Source organism: Serratia sp. CMO1, from assembly GCF_015689115.1.
Taxonomy (GTDB): domain Bacteria; phylum Pseudomonadota; class Gammaproteobacteria; order Enterobacterales; family Enterobacteriaceae; genus Serratia; species Serratia marcescens.
The window spans coordinates 4,633,278-4,648,708 of the sequence record NZ_CP065032.1 but is presented as its reverse complement, the minus strand read 5'-3'; the positions used below and the strand labels follow the sequence as shown (position 1 = coordinate 4,648,708).

The window sequence follows — 15,431 nt, the reverse complement described above, 5'->3', positions numbered from 1 at the left end:
CGCGGCGGTGTCCGGCCCGGCTTGCGCCCGCTACGGCACAGCGCGTAGGGCGGCGACGATCGCCGTCAGTGCGCCGCGCTGCTCGTCTGCCAGCGCGGGCTGCGCCTGCGCGGCATTTTCCGCCAGCAGAGTCTGCAGGCCGATCAGCCAGTCATAGATATAAAACGCGGTATTTTTGGTTGGCGTCGGCGCCAGCCGGGTGAGCCGCTGCTGGCCGCTCCAGTCCACCGCCGGCTGCGGCGGCGGGGTAAAGATCGGCTGGCCGGGATTGACGCGGCTCTCGGGGCGCGTTGCCACATCGCGCCGCTGGAAGCCGAGCCAGGCGACGAAGTCGCCCAGTAGCGCCAGCGCCTGGCTGATCTGCCGATCTTCTCCCTGTTCCGGCAGGCCGCCGGCGCACAGCGCGCGCTCCAGTTCGTCGTCGAGCCGCTGGCGGCAGGCGGCGCCGATCAACGCATCGACCAGCAGTTCGAGATGCGGTTTGTCGACACCGAGCAGATCCAGCAACCGGCGGTTGTCCGGCAGGCTGCGCAGATGGTTGATCCAATCCGCGAATACCCGCGCGGCAAAGGGTGACGCGGGGGGCTCGCCGGAGGCCGGCGTTTCCGGTGCGCCGAACAGATCGATGTCGAGCCCGAACGGCGCAGGCGTCGCCGGGGTCGGCGCGGCGTGCTGCTGTTGCTGGTAAAGCTGGCGCAGCGTATCGCGCTGGGGCAACAGTCGTTCCAGCAGTTCGCCGTGGCGGCCGGCCTGCGCCTGCAGCGCGCGCAGCAGCTGTTGGGCGCGTTGCTGGGTCGCGTACGGATCGGCGGCGGTGAGCCAGTTGCCGAGCAGGCTGTCCGTCAGCTCGCGCTGCAACTCTTCGCGCAGCTCGAGCAGGCGCGCTTGCTTGTGGGCCGGGCGCGCCTGTGCGGCCAGGTAGTTCACCATGCGGCGGCAATCCTGCTCATCCAGCGCCAGCAGCGTGGCCCAGCTGTCACCGGGTTCGCCGACCTGACGCTGAACGGCGTCGTCAGGGCGCGGTTTGCCTTCCTGGCGTGAGTCGAACGGCGTGATTGCCCAAATTAAACCGGGTTTGCGGCGTTGGCGCAGCGCCGGGGTTTCCCCCTGGGTGTGGTCGACCCAACCGGCGAGCGCCTGGCCGATGCGCGCGGCGTCCTGCGGCGCGGCGGCGGCATCGGTCACCAGCAGCAGGTTGGCGTGCAGGCTGTCCGCGCAGCGGGTCAGCAAATGGGCGCGTTTCGCCTGTTGCAGCCGCTGCGCCGGCTCCGCCTGCGGGCGGGCGCGGCTGCCGGGCAGGTCGATCAGCGCCACGTCGGCGGGCAGGCCCGCCTGCGCCGTCTGCGGCAGACCGGTGGTCACTTCGGCGGTCAGCCAGGCCAGATCGCTCAGCGCGATCTCCCGTTCACCGCCGTGTTCGGCCATCACGACGATTGCCGTGTTTTCCGGTGCGGCGCTCGCGGTCAGCAGCGTCAAGGCGCGGCGCGGGGCATGAACCTGTCGGCTGTCACCGAGGGCATGCAGCGTATGTGCCAGCTGGCGATAATGCGTCGTCAGCGTCGTTTCCTCTCCCCACAGCGGCGCAAACAGGCGCGCGCGATCGTCGATGCTCAGCTGCGGCGCCAGCGCCACGGCCTGCGGCCAGAAATGCCTGTCCAGCGTCTGTTGCCCCTTGTCGCCGTGGCGGCATTGGCTATCCCACAGCGCCAGCACATCGCTGTCGCTGAGGCCGTCGGGGGCGACGGCTTGGCGGTGGCGTGCCAACGTTTGCAGATGGCCGGCGATCGCGCGGGCGTCCCAGTCCAGCCGGAAGCCGCCCATCGCGGCGGCATCGAGCGTGATGGCCAGCCACTGCGCTTCATTGAGCAGGGCGAGGGCGATCGGATACTCGGCGGGCCCCGCCTCGGCCGCCGTGCAGTAGCGCACCGCGAGCGAAAGGTCCGCGCTGAAGCGCTTTGCGCCAGGGGCCAGCGCCGCCAGCAGGTGGGCCTTGGCGGCGGCGTTGTGGCCATACAAACCGATGGCGACCTGCGCAGGCTGGGTGTTTTCCAACTGGACGGCGCGATTATGGCAACGGCGCAGGCGCAGCGTCAGGCGATCCGCCTCCTGTTCCAAACGGGCGGACTGCCGGCGCGCGGCGTCCACCCAGTCGATCGCCTGCAGAATGCCGGCGCTGAGCGCGTTATTTGGGGCTGATTGGACGGTGGTAGTCGCTTTCATCGTGGGTAAATGCTCCCGCTGTCTATCCAGTAGTGGGTCGCGCCGGAGGCGCTGGCAGCCAGGGTATTGAGTTTCAGTTGCAGATGGTGCGCCGGGACGGCACTGCCGTCGGCCAGCACCGCCTGCGCGATCTTGACGCTTTCGGCGCCCTGTTCGGCGCTGGCGGTGATGGCCAGCCGCAGGCCGATCACCGCGTCACCGGCCAGCTTACGCGCCAACTGGGCGTCATTGATGGTCAGCGTATAGAGCGGCGAGGCCGGCCAACGTTCGTTGTCCAACTGGCGGAAGCCCAGGCGCAGCGGGCCGCGCAGCTGGAAGCTGCCGGCGGGATCGAGCGCGAAATCGGCGCGATCCAGATCGATGTCGCGGTAATAGACGTTATCGTCCGCCAGCATGTTGTTGCCGTCCAGCATGCCCAGATAGCGAATGGTGGAGTAGGGCTGGAAATCCCCGACGTTGAAGTAAAAGCTCTCCAGCCGCAGGTCGATTGCCAGCAGGCACAGCATGGCGCCCACGGCGGCGGTGGATTTTGGGTTGTCGATACGGCCGCGTTTGTTGAACGGGTACCAGCTGCGGGTGTGATACCCCTCCAGCGGCAGAATGCGGCTGGCGGGCAGCGGCTGCAGGTGGCGCAGCAGCGCCTGCACGCCGGGGAAGCGCGCCGGGCGGCCGGTCAGCAGCAGCACGTCGCAGGTGTACAGCGCCACCACCTCAGCCAGTAGGCGCAGGCAGCGGCCGATGCCGATGCGATCGGACAAGAAGGCGGCGTGCAGATCGGCCAGGCGGATCACCAGCGGGGTGTGCAGGATATCGAAGGCGTTGCTGTCAGCTTCGCGCTGCACTTCGCCGTTGATAAACGCCAGCACCTGCGGCGTCGGCGGCTGCGGCAGCAGATCGCCCAGGCTGGCGGCGATTTCCGCCCGGCTGTCCAGCGGATCGTATTCTTCATAGGCGCTGAGCAGCGCGCGTCCGGCGGGCATGAAGATCTGCAGCGCGGCCTGCTGACGCAGGGTGGAAAGCCCGTCCATGCGTCCTTCGTTGCCGAACAGTTTGTCCATCAGCGCCGCGGCGGCGCTCACGCCGGCGGCTTCGAACGCCTGTTGCACGGCGGGCAGAACAAATTGCTGGATGATGTCCAGCAGGATGTCGTCGCCGGCGACCTTAAAGCCCTCGCGGAACAGCAGGCGCGGGTTGATTTTGATGTTGTTGCCCACGCCGTCGTCGAGCGAGTAGTGCGTGATCGCCAGATCGGTGGTGCCGCCGCCGATGTCGATGGAGGCGATGCGCAGCGTTTTGCCCGCTTGTTCGCTTAGCGCCAGCGGCCGGTCGGGCCGGGCCATGGCGGCGAAAAAGGCGTCGGTGCGGCCGGCGAAGTTCACTTGGGTTTCGTTGTACAGATAGACCATCTGGCCGCAGGTGGCCTCGTCCCACTCCATCTGCACCTGCGGCGCCGGGAAGCGGGTGCGCGCGCCGTCGAACGGCGCATCCTGCGGGTGCCAGCCGAGGGCCTTCCACACCAGCCCGATCGCCTCCTGCATGCGGCGGCGGAAAATCTCGCGCTCCGGCTTCGGCATCGCCGAAGGCAGCGTCAGAATGATGGCGCGCAAACGGCGCGGCGCGGCGGCGTTCGGCATGCGGCTGCGCTGTGCGATGCTGTTGATCTGCATCAGCGCCTGCGCCAGCAGCTCGCTCAGCATCAGGCTCATCACCGCGCTGCGGCTGTAATGGGCGGCGAATACCGGCAGCCGTTGGGACGTCGGCAGGGCGGACAGCGGCACGCCCTCGTCGTTGATCAAGGTGGTCAACGGCGCGGCGGCGGCCATCGGCTCGTGCCGTTCGTTGAAGCGCCAGCCGGGCGCATAGCGCTCCTCGTCCCACAGATAGCGCCGTGGGCTGGAGATGCCGGTGGTGCCTTCATGCCCTTCGCGTCGCTGCGCCAATTGCGCGGCTTCACGGCCGACGCGGGTGATGGACGGCCATTGGAAGGCGTCGTCGCGTCCACTCTGGAAGGACAGATGCGGCTTGCCGAACGAGGCCCGAGAAAACTCCACCCGGCTCTCGAACAGTTCGTTGTAGACGCAGTGCGGTTCGGACAGCGAGCGCAGCTGCAGCTCATAGGTTTGCTTCAGGCCGTTGCTCTCCTCCGGATGGTCCTCGACCAGCACGCCGCAGGTGTGAGAATTGCCGACGTCCAGCACCAGATCGACGTCGATCGCCGGCTGTTGCAGCGTCGCCGCCGCCATTTTTATCTGCGGTACCGTCAACTGATGGCCGAGCATGTGCAACAGGTTGAGGTAGTGCGCCTGATACTCGAAGGTTTTCAGCCCGGCGTTGATCTCCGCCTCGGTGCGCTGTTCCCGCTCGGCGGCGCGCTGGCTGAACGCCTCGCGCAGCCAGCCGTCCACCCAGGTCAGATCGAGGAACTCGCCCAGCTCGTGGTTGCGGTGCGCCAGCGCGAAGCTGAGGCCGGCGCCGAGATCGCTCTCGCTTGGCGCCAATGCTTCCTGGCCGGGCGCGGCGGCGCGGGTGTCGAAGGCCAGCACCACCCGCAGCAGGTTGCCGTCCTGATCCGGTTCATCCAGCTGCACCACCTGCAGGCGCGCCCAGTTGTCCGGGCCCGACAAAAACAGGCCCGCCGGGGTGTGGCGCAAGAAGGGCAGCGGCAGCCAGAGCTTATCCAGCAGGTGCAGCGACTGCTGCAGCGGATAACTGAACTCCGGCCGCACCACTTCGGCGGCCTGGTCGCCCACGGCCGGCAACTGGTATTTGCCGCTCTCGGCCTCCCATTGCAGGCGCAGCAGCGGGCCGCTGGCGGTCTTGCGCACGAATTTGCCGGGAAACTCGGCGTCCAGTCGCGGCGTCAGGGCAAAGTCCAGAAACTGAATGCCGCTGTCCTGAATCAGCGTAATGCCGTGTTTGTAGTCAGTTAGGGGGGCCAGCATCATTTACTCTCGCGCTTGAACGTCATGGGATAGGTGGTGTCCGCATCGTAGCGGCCGGTGCACTCCGCCGCGCCGGTTTCGCCCTGGCGGCAAACGATTTCCGGGATCTGATAGCGGCTGCCGTCGCTGCAGCGCGCCTTGGTGCGGCTGTTGATCACCAGATTGCCGGACTGCATCAGCCCGGCCTCGACCGCCGCCCGGCAGGTGACGCCGTCGCCGTAGGCGATGACGGCGCTGCCTTTGCCCGCGTTCAGGCGGTATTGCAGGCTGGGGCGCTTGCCGGTGATCGGATCTTTCAGCGCCACCGTGGCGCGCCATTTGCCGTTAAGGAAACGGGTGGAGCCGGCCTTCACCGCCTCGGGCGGCAGCACCAGCGCATTTTTGTCCAGCGGTTGCGGGATGGCCGGCGCCGGGGGCGGCGGCATCAGCGTGGCGTGCGCCAGCGGCAAGCGCAGCTTGGGCAATGGCGCGGCGGTTTTTTCCGGCGGCGCCGGATGGCGCACCTCCGCCGGCATCGCCGGTTGCGGGGGCGGCGAGCGGTGCAGCCAGGCGGCCAGCGCCGCGCTGCCTAGCAGCAGTACCGGTAACAGCCAGAAGGCGTGACGTCGGCGCGGGCGAACAGCGGCAGGGGATTCGACGGGCGTCGCCGGGGCGGGCACCGGTTCAGGCTCTGCCGCCGGAGCCGATTTGGCCGGCTCGACAACGGCCGGTTTGCGCGGAGCGGCGGCGATCGGCGCCGGTTTTTCTACCTCCGTTTCGGCAGGGCGCAGGCAGGCTAAAGGATCGTCCGGGCTCTGCGCCTGCGGTTTGATAAAGCCCCAAAAGGTCAGCACCGGCCGATCGTCCACCAGGTAGACGTGGTTGGGATCGGGAATATGCATCGCTTTGGTCAGCAGCGCGCCGAACAGGCGATGGCTGGGGTGATCGGTTGCCCGGGCCTGTTCGGTCAGGCTGCGGAAGGTCGTCAGGCAGTGTTCCAGATGGCGAACCGCCTGCGCGCGCTGGGCGTCGCTCGCCGCCAGCCAGGAGGTCACCTTGCCCGGAAAGGGCGCATACCAGTCGATGCGGGTGCCGCTTTCGTTCGGCTGGGGGATCGCCAGACAGTCGGCGGCCTGCTGCTGCCGGCGAAGACGCAGGGTTTCCCGCAGCTGCTGCGCGCAGGCGTAGATCGATTGCCCGTTTTCGCCTAAAGCCAGCACATCATCCAAACTGCCACTGCGTAAGAAGGGTTTCACCACGGCGCCGCACCTTGTCCTGTTCTGCAAAAACGCATAAAAGTCCATGATACCCCGCAGGCAGAGCCGCCAAACGGCCAAGGACAGCCCGAAAAACGCCCTTCTTTGGCGTTAGCGGCGCACTTTGGCAACCGGCACAGTGAAAATCTCGCTATCTGGACCTGTCTGTGAACCGCTTTATCTGAAAAATAGAACGCAGCCCCGGCAGGCGACGCCGGGGAACGATGTTCTCTTTCACTATGACATCGCCTCGCGGGTTGCCGATTTCGGTATGCCTCAGGCGTGCGGAGCGTTCACATGACGGACAGCCAGTCTGAAAAAACTCTCGTTGTTACCCCTGCACATCCCGCCGCCGGGCATTCGGCCCAGGGCTGGATGAACGGTTTTCTTGGCATGATTATCTTCAGCGGTTCTCTGCCCGCCACGCGAGTGGCGGTGCTGGAGCTCGATCCGCTGTTTCTGACGGCGGTCAGGGCGGCGATCGCCGCCTTGCTGGCCTTGTGCGCGCTGCTGATCACCCGCCAGGCGCGGCCGACGCGGGCCGATTTGCCGCCGCTGCTGTTTGTGGCGCTCGGCGTAGTCATCGGTTTTCCGCTGCTGACGGCGCTGGCGCTGCAGCACACCACGTCGGCGCATTCGCTGGTGTATATCGGCCTGCTGCCGCTGGCGACCGCCGGTTTTGGCGTCTTGCGCGGCGGAGAGCGGCCCAAGCCCGTTTTTTGGGTTTTTTCGGGCGTCGGCGCCGCGCTGGTGGGCGCTTTCGCGCTGAGCCAGGGGAGCGGCGGCGCCTGGCAGGGGGATGCGCTGATGGTCGGCGCGGTGCTGCTGTGCGGTCTGGGTTATGCCGAAGGGGCGGTGCTGTCGCGTCGGATCGGCGGCTGGCAGGTGATCTCCTGGGCGCTGGTGGTGGCGTTGCCGTTGACGCTGGCGGCCACCTGGCTGGCGGCACCGGCCGCCTGGCCCGTGGTCAGCGGCGCCGCTTGGCTGTCGCTGGTTTACGTCTCGGTGTTCAGCATGTGGATTGGGTTTATTTTCTGGTATCGCGGCCTGGCGCAGGGCGGCATCGCCGCCGTCGGGCAGTTGCAGCTGCTGCAGCCGTTCTTCGGCCTGGCGCTGGCGGGCTGGCTGCTGCATGAAGCCGTCCAGCCGATGATGATCGCCGTGATGGCCGGCGTGGTGGTTTGCGTGTTCGGCGCCAAACGTTTTTCCCGCTAGGCGCCGCTGCCGGCGCAGGCCAGGATCACCTGTCCGAGCCGTTCCACCGCCTGTTGCACCTGGCGGTCGGCGTAACCGCCCAACCCCAGCACCAGGCCCGGCTCACCCTGGCCGGGCGCATACATCGGCGACACCGCCCGCAGCGCCAACCCGGCTTCGTTGGCCTGCCGAGCGACACGCACGTCGTCGAGATCTTTCCTCAACCACAGCACCATGTGCATGCCCTGATCGCAGGGCTGCACCACCGCCAGTTCAGCCGGGATGTACGCGTTGATCGCCTCGATCAGCACCCGACGTTTTTCGGCGTAGACGCCGCGCATTTTTCGGATATGCCGGTCGAGATACCCTTCGGCAATAAAGGCGGCCAGCACGTATTGATCCGCGCTGGGCGGGTGACGATCCATCAGGATCCTGGCGCCGCAAAAGGCGTCGACCAGAGGCGGCGGCACGATGGCGTAACCCAACCGCAGCGAAGGGAACAACACCTTGCTGAAGGTGCCGAGATAAAGCGTCCGCTCGGGCGCCAGCCCCTGCAGCGACGGGAACGGGTGGCCGGCGTAGCGCATCTCGCTGTCGTAATCGTCTTCCACGATCCAGGCCTGCCGCTCTCTGGCCCAGGCCAGCAGGGCGCTTCTTTTCGCCATGCTCATCGGCATGCCCAGCGGATACTGATGCGACGGCGTGACAAAGGCGGCGCGGGCATTGGCGGCCAGGCGCACGCCGGCGGCGACGTCGATGCCGTCGTCGGCGACGGGCACCCTAATCATGCGCCGATCGCGAAACAGGCTATCGAAAATGGCGGTAATGCCGGCGTAGGCAGGATCTTCGACCCAGGCGCTGTCGCCGGCGTCCAACAGGATCTGCGTGGCCAGATACAGTCCCTGTTGGGTGCCGGAGGTGATGAGGATTTGCTGCGGCGTGCAGTTTACCGAGCGGGAACGGCGCACATAGTCGCAGATGGCTTCGCGCAGCGGCAGCGCGCCCAGCGGATCGCCGTAGCCCGACGGCGCGCCGGGGCCGCGGGCGCGCATGCGGTTGCCGAGCCGCCGCCAGATATCGTCGGGCGCGGTATCGCCGATTGGCACTGACACAGTGAACGGCACCGGCGGCAGCGCTCGCGCCTGAGTGGCAAAGCGCGCCAGATGCTGCGCCGGTGAAGAAAGCGGAGCCGCTACCGCTGAACTCGCCTGCACCGTGGCATGCGGCGCGCGGCGTGGCGTCTGATAGTGGGCAACTCGGGTGCCGGAACCGGGCTGCGGTTCGAGAAAGCCTTCCGCCGTCAGTTGAGCAAAGGCCTCCAATACCGTGCCGCGCGCCAGAGTCAGCGCCGCCGACAGCCGGCGCGTCGAGGGCAGCAGATCGCCCGCTTTCAGATCGCCCCGGTGGATGGCCTGACGCAGGGCCTGCGCCAGCTGGTGGCTTAGCTGGCCTGCCTGGCGATCGAGCTCGCCGAGGGCGGGGACGTCAACGACTTTGGCTGTTCTGGGCATGGATTCCGGCTCGCTTTGCAGTGCGAAAATGAGTATTCAGAGTAAACCACTCTGTCGGTACTCGCGAGTCCGTTGTCAGTCAGCTTAGCCCACGCTGATTCAGCAGCACTTTATTCAACTCGCTGTTTTTACGCACGTTAAGCTTGCGCATCGCCGAGCGCTTATGGGCGCTGATGGTTTTCTGGCTGCGCTGCAGCAGGCCGGCGATGCTGCAGGCGGACATGCCGCTGCTCATCAACCCCAGCACTTTTTTTTCGCAGTGGCTGAGTGCGGCGATGCGGCAGGCCTGGCATTTCCACATGCCGGCGGCGTGCAGCGCCATCCACGGATGCTGGATAAATTTTTCCAGCGCCATCTGCAGCTTGAGGCGGATGGCGTAGGCCGAATCGCGCCGGTGGATGCTGAACAGCGGCGGCAGGTTTTTCACCTGTTGCTGGGTCGCGTCGTCGAGGATCAGCAAAGTCAGCTGCCGCTGGCGCGGGATGCCGTAGGGGCTCTGGTAACAGCAGGCGCAGCCCCAGCGCTCTTCCGGCGTGCGGAACACGATTTCGATGTTATCCAACGCCTGCAGCGCCAGCGGCGAGAACTGGGGGTACAGGCGCTGGCATTCGTTCAGGGAGTGCAGATAATCCTGCAGCAGCAGACGCAGCCCCTGCTGGTAGAAGTTATCGCTGTCGAACAGCGTGAAGCGAATATCTGGCATGGGTGGCTCCTTAAAAGGCCGTGGCGCCGCGCCGGAGCGAACGGTGACGGCCCATTGCCGGCGTTCGCGCGCCGGTCGTTTTCCTGATTTCCCTGGGCGGTGCGGGGCTTATTGGTACGCCAGCACAAAATTGGCGACGGAGGTGAATTCGCCTTCGGTAATGCTTTGGTTCTGGATCGCGCTCGGCCGCCCCTGCACATAGGCGGTAAAGTTCAGGCTGTTGGGGCCGTTTTGCAGCGCGACGGCGCTGGTGGCCTTATTCAGGTCGATGTCCGCCCCTTGATGATCGAACAGCGCGATGGCGGCGCCGTTCGCGCCGTTGTTGATCGCCAGCTTGCCCGGCAGCTCACCGTCTTCGGCGCCGCTGAAGGTCACGCTGACGGATTTGAATACCGTGGTCTTGCAGTCGGTCAGCTTGATGCTGAATGGCACCGGCGTGGTGTGGCCATAGCGGTACAGGGTTTTGACGATCACTGTGCCCATTTCCACCAGCTGATCGGCGGACTGCGGTTCGATATTGCACGGGCGGCTCACCACGGTGCCGTGGAACTGCACCGGCGCACCGATAAGTTCGGTGTTCGCCGCCGCCGGCATGGCGGCAAACCACCAGGGCGCGCAGCTCAGCAGCGCTAAAGCGCGTAGACGCATTTTCCGTTCCTCCCTCGGTTACTGGAATGCCGCCACGATGGTGGCCGATGCGTTGAATTCCCCTTCGCCGATCTCTGCGCCGCCGTTGGCGAACGGCGCCGCCACCAGGTTCCAGGAGCCGCCGTTGCCGATGTTCGGCACCGGGTAAAACTCATTCGGGATAACCAACTGGCCGTTGTGCGTCAGCCGGATGCCGAGATCGTTCTTGTCGGTTTTGAACACCTCGTTGCTGAAGGAGGCCGCCGTACCCGACACCGCCAGCTTGATATTCAGCGTGCCGTCCTCGAAGCTGCCGCCCTCGCACTGGAAGCGCACCGGAATGCTTTGCGGGTGGTTGGAGCCGTTGAGATCGCTGCCGCCGATCTCGCCGAACTCCACGTTGATCAACTGGCCTTCGTTCACCACGCATTTATCGGGCACGTAGAGGATCGCGGACTGGATAAACACCTGCGCCATCGGATTGGGGCCGAAACCGCCGTCGGTCGAGCCGAGGCGGCCGTACATCTCGATGATCTGCCGATCGTTAATCTCAACGCCGTTAATGATTTTTTTGCGCACCCGGAAGGTGATCTTGCCTTTGGAGCCGCTGCCGTAGTTGTTGACCTGTAAGTACGGCGGCTGGCAGCGGTGTTGGCTCAGCAAATTCGATTCGTTGTAAAAAGGCACGGTGACGTAGGCGTTCTTGTTGCCGGCAATCCACACCTCGGCTTTTAAATCCAAAAAGTCATTCAGCTTTAAATAGCCGTTGCCGTAGTCGGAGGGGGGCAACGACGAATCCGACTTGTAAAAGTGCGGGCTGGTGGGGATAGGGGTATCGCAATACACCTTGCCGGTATAGGTGCCGCCCAGATCATAGGGAAACAGTTTGGTGAACCCCACCTGGTTGGTGATGTTGCTTTCATTCAGATCGATATAGAACTGTTTGGGGCCGCCGTCCGGCGTGACGTAGCCGTTGGCCCAGGCGGCGGGGGCCGCCAGCGCGATCGCCAGCGGCAGGCAGAGTTTGGTCAGTTGTGTTTTCATCGCGTTCTCGAGCCTCACAGGTAACTCACCTGAATGTGCGCCACGGCGGCGAAACCGGCGGCCATCACCGCCCGCTGGGTGGATTCCACGCTGGCGCTGAACCACAGGGTGTTGCTGCCGGGTTGCAGAATGTAGGGGCGGCTGCGCTGATTCAGCTCCAACGCCTGGCCCTGCTGGTCTTGCAGCCGCAGGCCGATGCCCTGTACGCCACCGTTCAGCTTCAGCAGCGACGGGTTGTCGACGTCGCTTTCGCCGAGAAACACCAGCGTGGCGGCCTGTTCACCCTGAAGGTAGAGGCGGCCGGCGTCGCCGTTGCGCGGGCCGGCCGGATTATCCGCCAGTGCGCGCGCGCCCAGCAGGCAGTTGCGGAACGAGAGGCGAAAACGCACCGGCGCGCTGCGATCGCCGGCGTTACGGAAGTCGCGTGCGCTGACGTCGCCCAGATCGACGGACTGATCCCGGCTGTCCGGCGTCAGGCTGCAGGGAGAGCTGAGCAGGCCGCCGTGAAAGCTGACGGTGCCGGTGGTGCCTTCGATCACGCCCAGCGGCGTTGCCGCCAGCGCGCCGCCGCCGCACAACAGCGCGCCGAGCAGCAGCGGGCGCAGTCGATCGGTGAATTCAGCCATGCTGGATCTCCTTATTTTTTCTCGGGCACGGCGGTGCAAACGCTGCCGTTGCAGGCGAAGCGCAGCTCGGGGTGGCCGCCGTAGTCGTTGATGTAGGTGATGACGAAGCTGTTCATGCCGGTGTCGTGCAGCTTGAGGCTTTCGCTGGATTTCGGCTTCAGCATCAGCGGTTGAAAACCGCCGATCGCGCCGCCGCCCTGTTTTTGCGTCTGCCGCGTCATGCCGGTCAGGGTGATGTAAAACGGCGTCGGGTTGTCGACGGTGATGGCACCGCCGCTTTTACGGAACACCAGCTTTTCCTGCCACACTTCACCCTTGGGCGCGACAATCGCCTTCGGCCGGTAGAACAGCTTGATCTGCGTTTGCAGCGCCAGCTGCATCACGTTGGTTTTGGTGCTTTTCGGCGGAATTTCGCGCAGGTTGAAGTAGAACACCGACTCGCGATCCTGCGGCAGGCGATCCGCCTCCGGCGTCTTGGTGATGCGCACCACGCTGCGCTCGCTCGGTTCCACGCGCTGCAACGGCGGCAGCACCACCAGCGGCGAGGTGATTTTCTGATGCTGCTCGTTCTCCAGCCAGGACTGCGCCAGGAAAGGCAGTTCTTTGTTTTCGTTGACGATATTCAGGCTGATCGATTTGGCGTCGCTCACATAGACGGCGCGCGTGCGATCCAGCGATATCGCCGCGTCGGCGGTGGGCAGTACGGCGCTCAGGGCCAGGCCGGCGGCGGTCAGTAGCGTTATCGGGTGTTTGTTCATGTCATTATTTCTCAGCGTTACGGATTACAGGGTGGCGCACGGCAGCAGCAGCTGGTCCAGCGGCTTGGCGGCGCCCGGGATCACGATGCGGCAGCGGCGTTGGCCTTCCCAGGCGACGTCCAGTTTTTCCTCCGGCTGCACGCCGGTCAGGTAGACCGAGCCGCCGTCGTTGACCACCGCGACCTCGCGGCCTTTCTCGCTCAGCACCGCGGCGCCGAACGGCGGTTCGCTGCCGTCCGCGAGGCGAATGGTGGCCAGTAGCTTGCTGCCTTTCACCACCTCGAAGTGGCGGTAGCCGATGGCGCCTTCGGTCAGCGTGCCTTGCACCACGGCGCGAGTGGCTTCGACGTCGTCCGCCAGCTTGTTGACGTCGATGCGGGTGTCGGTGTTGTAGTAGCTGGTGATGTCGGAAATCACCGCCAGCCCGAAACGGTTGCTGTAGGCGCGGCCGTTATTGATCGGCACGCCGGCGATGCCGTCGGTGTCGAGCATCATGCGGCTGCCGCCGTTGCTCGAGTTCTGATGCGCCGCGATACCGTGCCGGGTCGCGGTGAGACCGCCGCGGAACGAGCCGCCGATCGACGAGTAGCTGTCCTGTTGGTAAGAGGCGCTGGCGTTCAGCGAGCCGAACGAGGCGTTGTGGGTGTAGTACCCGCGCGCCAGCGATTTGCCGGACTGGTTAAAGCCGCCGCTGACCTGCCAGGTATTGTCCGGATCGCTGTAGTCGTTGTACGACGCGGTCTGCGTGACGTCGCCGTTGTTGGTTTGCAGCGCATAGCCGACGCGCCGACGATCGCCGATCGGTACGGTGAAGTTGATCATCACGCTGTCGTCGGTGCGGCCCTGGTAATAGGTGCGGTAAGCCGACAGCGAGGCGGTGATGTTGCTGATATCGCCGATGCTGAACAACTTGCTGGTCGACAGCCCGTAACGATCCTGGGTTCGCGCGTCCCAATAGGTCTGGTGCGAGTAGGTCAGATAAGTGGTGATCGCCCTGGCGCTGTCTTCCGCCATAAAGGTTTTGCTGGCGGTGATGGTATACAGCTCTTTCTGACGGCCGTTGTAATTCTTGTCGTAATCGCCGTAGCGCTCCTGCAGATACTGCGACATGTTCATGAATTTACGTTGCGAGAAGCGGTAGCCGGCGAAGGTGATCTGGCTGTTCAGCTCGTCGAAGCGTTTGGCGTAGTTGAGCTTGAACGACATGCCGCTGGCGGTCGGCTCGCCGGGCAGGCGAGCGATCGACTGGGTGACGTCCAGCGACATGGCGCCAAACACGTTCAGATCGCGGCCGAGGCCGAGCGCCCAGGCGTTATAGTCGCCGCCGAGCAGCGCGCCGCCATACAGCGACCAGGCGTTGCTCAGCCCCCAGGAGAAGTCGCTGGCGGAAAACAGCGGGCCCTGGGTGCGGTGGTCGTAGGCCGAGGTTTTGCCGAGCGCCACGTTGTAGCGCACGTAGCCCGGGCGGGTCAGGTAAGGAATGGTGGCGGTATCCACCTGGAAGGTCGAGACGGTGCCGTCCTGTTCTTCCACCTTGACGTCCAGCTTGCCGCGCACCGAGCTGTTGAGATCCTGAATGGCGAACGGCCCGGCGGGCACGGTGGTTTCGTACAGCGTGCGGCCTTCCTGCGAAACGGTGATCTTGGCGTTGCTCTTGGCGATGCCGCGCACTTCCGGCGCATAACCCTGCAGGTTGGGCGGCAGCATGCGCTCGTCGCTGGCCAGGTTGAGGCCGGTGAAGCGATAGGCGTCGAACACCCCGGAGTCGAGATAAATCTCACCCAGCGTCAGCTTGGCGGCCTGCATCGGCAGCGCGCGATAGGCGTAGATCTGGTTCCAGTCGAAACCGGTGCTGCGATCGCCAGCCTGCTGATTATAATTGGCCTGGTAGTCCGCGCGCAGGCGCCAGGGGCCCAGGTTGGCGCCCAGCGTGCCGTAGCTGCTCAGGTTCTGGGCGGTGTTGTTGTTGTGGCTCTGCTTGCCTAACTGGCCGCTCAGGTTGTAGTCCAGCAGCAGGCCGGGAATGCCGTCGTCCCACTGCTCGGGCGGCGTCCAGTCGGGATCGGAGTATTTCATCCACGCCTGCGGGATGGTGATCGCCAGCACGCCGCCGCCGATGCGATCGGAGATGGTCGCGCCTTTGATGCCGCGAATGTCGGCGCACTGGTTGTCGTGCCACAGGGTGATTTTTTTGGCCGCTTCTTCTTTCAACGCCATTTTTTCCACCAGGTCAGGCGGCAGGCACACCTGGCTGCCGCTCTTGTTATCCGGTGACGGGAAATACTGAATGCTGCGCTGGGGCAGCGTTTTCTGGTTGATCTTGATGTCCAGCAAATAAGCGCCGGGCATGACGTAGTCGGCGTCGGAGAAGCGCGAAAGATCCACTTTGCTGCGCTCGCCGATATCCAGGACGTCGGTATTGAATTCCGTGGCGGAAAATGCCGGACGCACCCAGAGGAAAGATAGAATGACGAGGAGAGGTAGGTGTTTCCGTGTCAGTAATGACGTCATAGCATAATCACTCATGGCAAGTCCGCGCCCAATAGCAGGTCATCCGTACGACCTGAATAC

Annotated in this window: 11 protein-coding genes; 1 reads left to right on the top strand and 10 read right to left on the bottom strand. The window is 65.1% G+C overall.

Going from position 1 to position 15,431, the window contains the following annotated elements; genetic code table 11:
* Positions 1 to 30: 30 nt before the first annotated feature.
* The 3 genes from IT763_RS22140 to IT763_RS22130 are packed head-to-tail and all read right to left on the bottom strand — an operon-like array spanning position 31 to position 6,400.
* Positions 31 to 2,220, bottom strand: coding sequence for a virulence factor SrfC family protein (locus IT763_RS22140; protein ID WP_206195016.1), 2,190 nt, complete (start codon positions 2,218 to 2,220; stop codon positions 31 to 33).
* Positions 2,217 to 5,162, bottom strand: coding sequence for a virulence factor SrfB (locus IT763_RS22135; RefSeq protein ID WP_206195470.1), 2,946 nt, complete (start codon positions 5,160 to 5,162; stop codon positions 2,217 to 2,219). The genes IT763_RS22140 and IT763_RS22135 overlap by 4 nt, the downstream gene beginning before the upstream one ends.
* Complete coding sequence (locus tag IT763_RS22130; RefSeq protein WP_193843138.1) at positions 5,162 to 6,400, bottom strand: SrfA family protein; 1,239 nt, start codon at positions 6,398 to 6,400, stop codon at positions 5,162 to 5,164. Before IT763_RS22130 ends, IT763_RS22135 begins: the two co-directional genes overlap by 1 nt.
* Before the next feature lie 294 nt (positions 6,401 to 6,694).
* Here IT763_RS22130 and IT763_RS22125 point away from each other — a divergent pair, with 294 nt between their 5' ends.
* On the top strand, positions 6,695 to 7,612 hold the full coding sequence (locus IT763_RS22125) for a DMT family transporter (protein ID WP_371811598.1): 918 nt from the start codon (positions 6,695 to 6,697) through the stop codon (positions 7,610 to 7,612).
* On the opposite strand, the gene IT763_RS22120 is transcribed toward IT763_RS22125, so the two are convergent.
* The 7 genes from IT763_RS22120 to IT763_RS22090 form a co-directional block, all read right to left on the bottom strand.
* Positions 7,609 to 9,102, bottom strand: a complete 1,494-nt coding sequence (locus tag IT763_RS22120; RefSeq protein ID WP_206195015.1) for a PLP-dependent aminotransferase family protein — start codon at positions 9,100 to 9,102, stop codon at positions 7,609 to 7,611. The two genes, IT763_RS22125 and IT763_RS22120, sit on opposite strands and share 4 nt — an antisense overlap.
* 79 nt (positions 9,103 to 9,181) lie before the next feature.
* On the bottom strand, positions 9,182 to 9,805 hold the full coding sequence (locus IT763_RS22115) for a LuxR C-terminal-related transcriptional regulator (RefSeq protein WP_016930419.1): 624 nt from the start codon (positions 9,803 to 9,805) through the stop codon (positions 9,182 to 9,184).
* A gap of 108 nt (positions 9,806 to 9,913) precedes the next feature.
* Positions 9,914 to 10,453: a fimbrial protein gene (locus IT763_RS22110; RefSeq protein WP_016930418.1), complete on the bottom strand. Its 540-nt coding sequence runs from the start codon at positions 10,451 to 10,453 to the stop codon at positions 9,914 to 9,916.
* Between the two features lie 18 nt (positions 10,454 to 10,471).
* The gene (locus IT763_RS22105) at positions 10,472 to 11,476 is read right to left on the bottom strand and encodes a fimbrial protein (RefSeq protein WP_206195014.1); all 1,005 of its coding nucleotides are present in this window, start codon (positions 11,474 to 11,476) and stop codon (positions 10,472 to 10,474) included.
* A 14-nt stretch (positions 11,477 to 11,490) separates the two neighbouring features.
* Positions 11,491 to 12,102 (bottom strand): fimbrial protein, encoded by a 612-nt coding sequence (locus IT763_RS22100; RefSeq protein ID WP_206195013.1) that lies wholly within the window; start codon positions 12,100 to 12,102, stop codon positions 11,491 to 11,493.
* 11 nt (positions 12,103 to 12,113) lie between these two features.
* Positions 12,114 to 12,860: a molecular chaperone gene (locus IT763_RS22095; protein WP_016930416.1), complete on the bottom strand. Its 747-nt coding sequence runs from the start codon at positions 12,858 to 12,860 to the stop codon at positions 12,114 to 12,116.
* Positions 12,861 to 12,884: 24 nt separating this feature from the next.
* Complete coding sequence (locus IT763_RS22090; protein ID WP_028127387.1) at positions 12,885 to 15,386, bottom strand: fimbria/pilus outer membrane usher protein; 2,502 nt, start codon at positions 15,384 to 15,386, stop codon at positions 12,885 to 12,887.
* Positions 15,387 to 15,431: the final 45 nt, after the last annotated feature.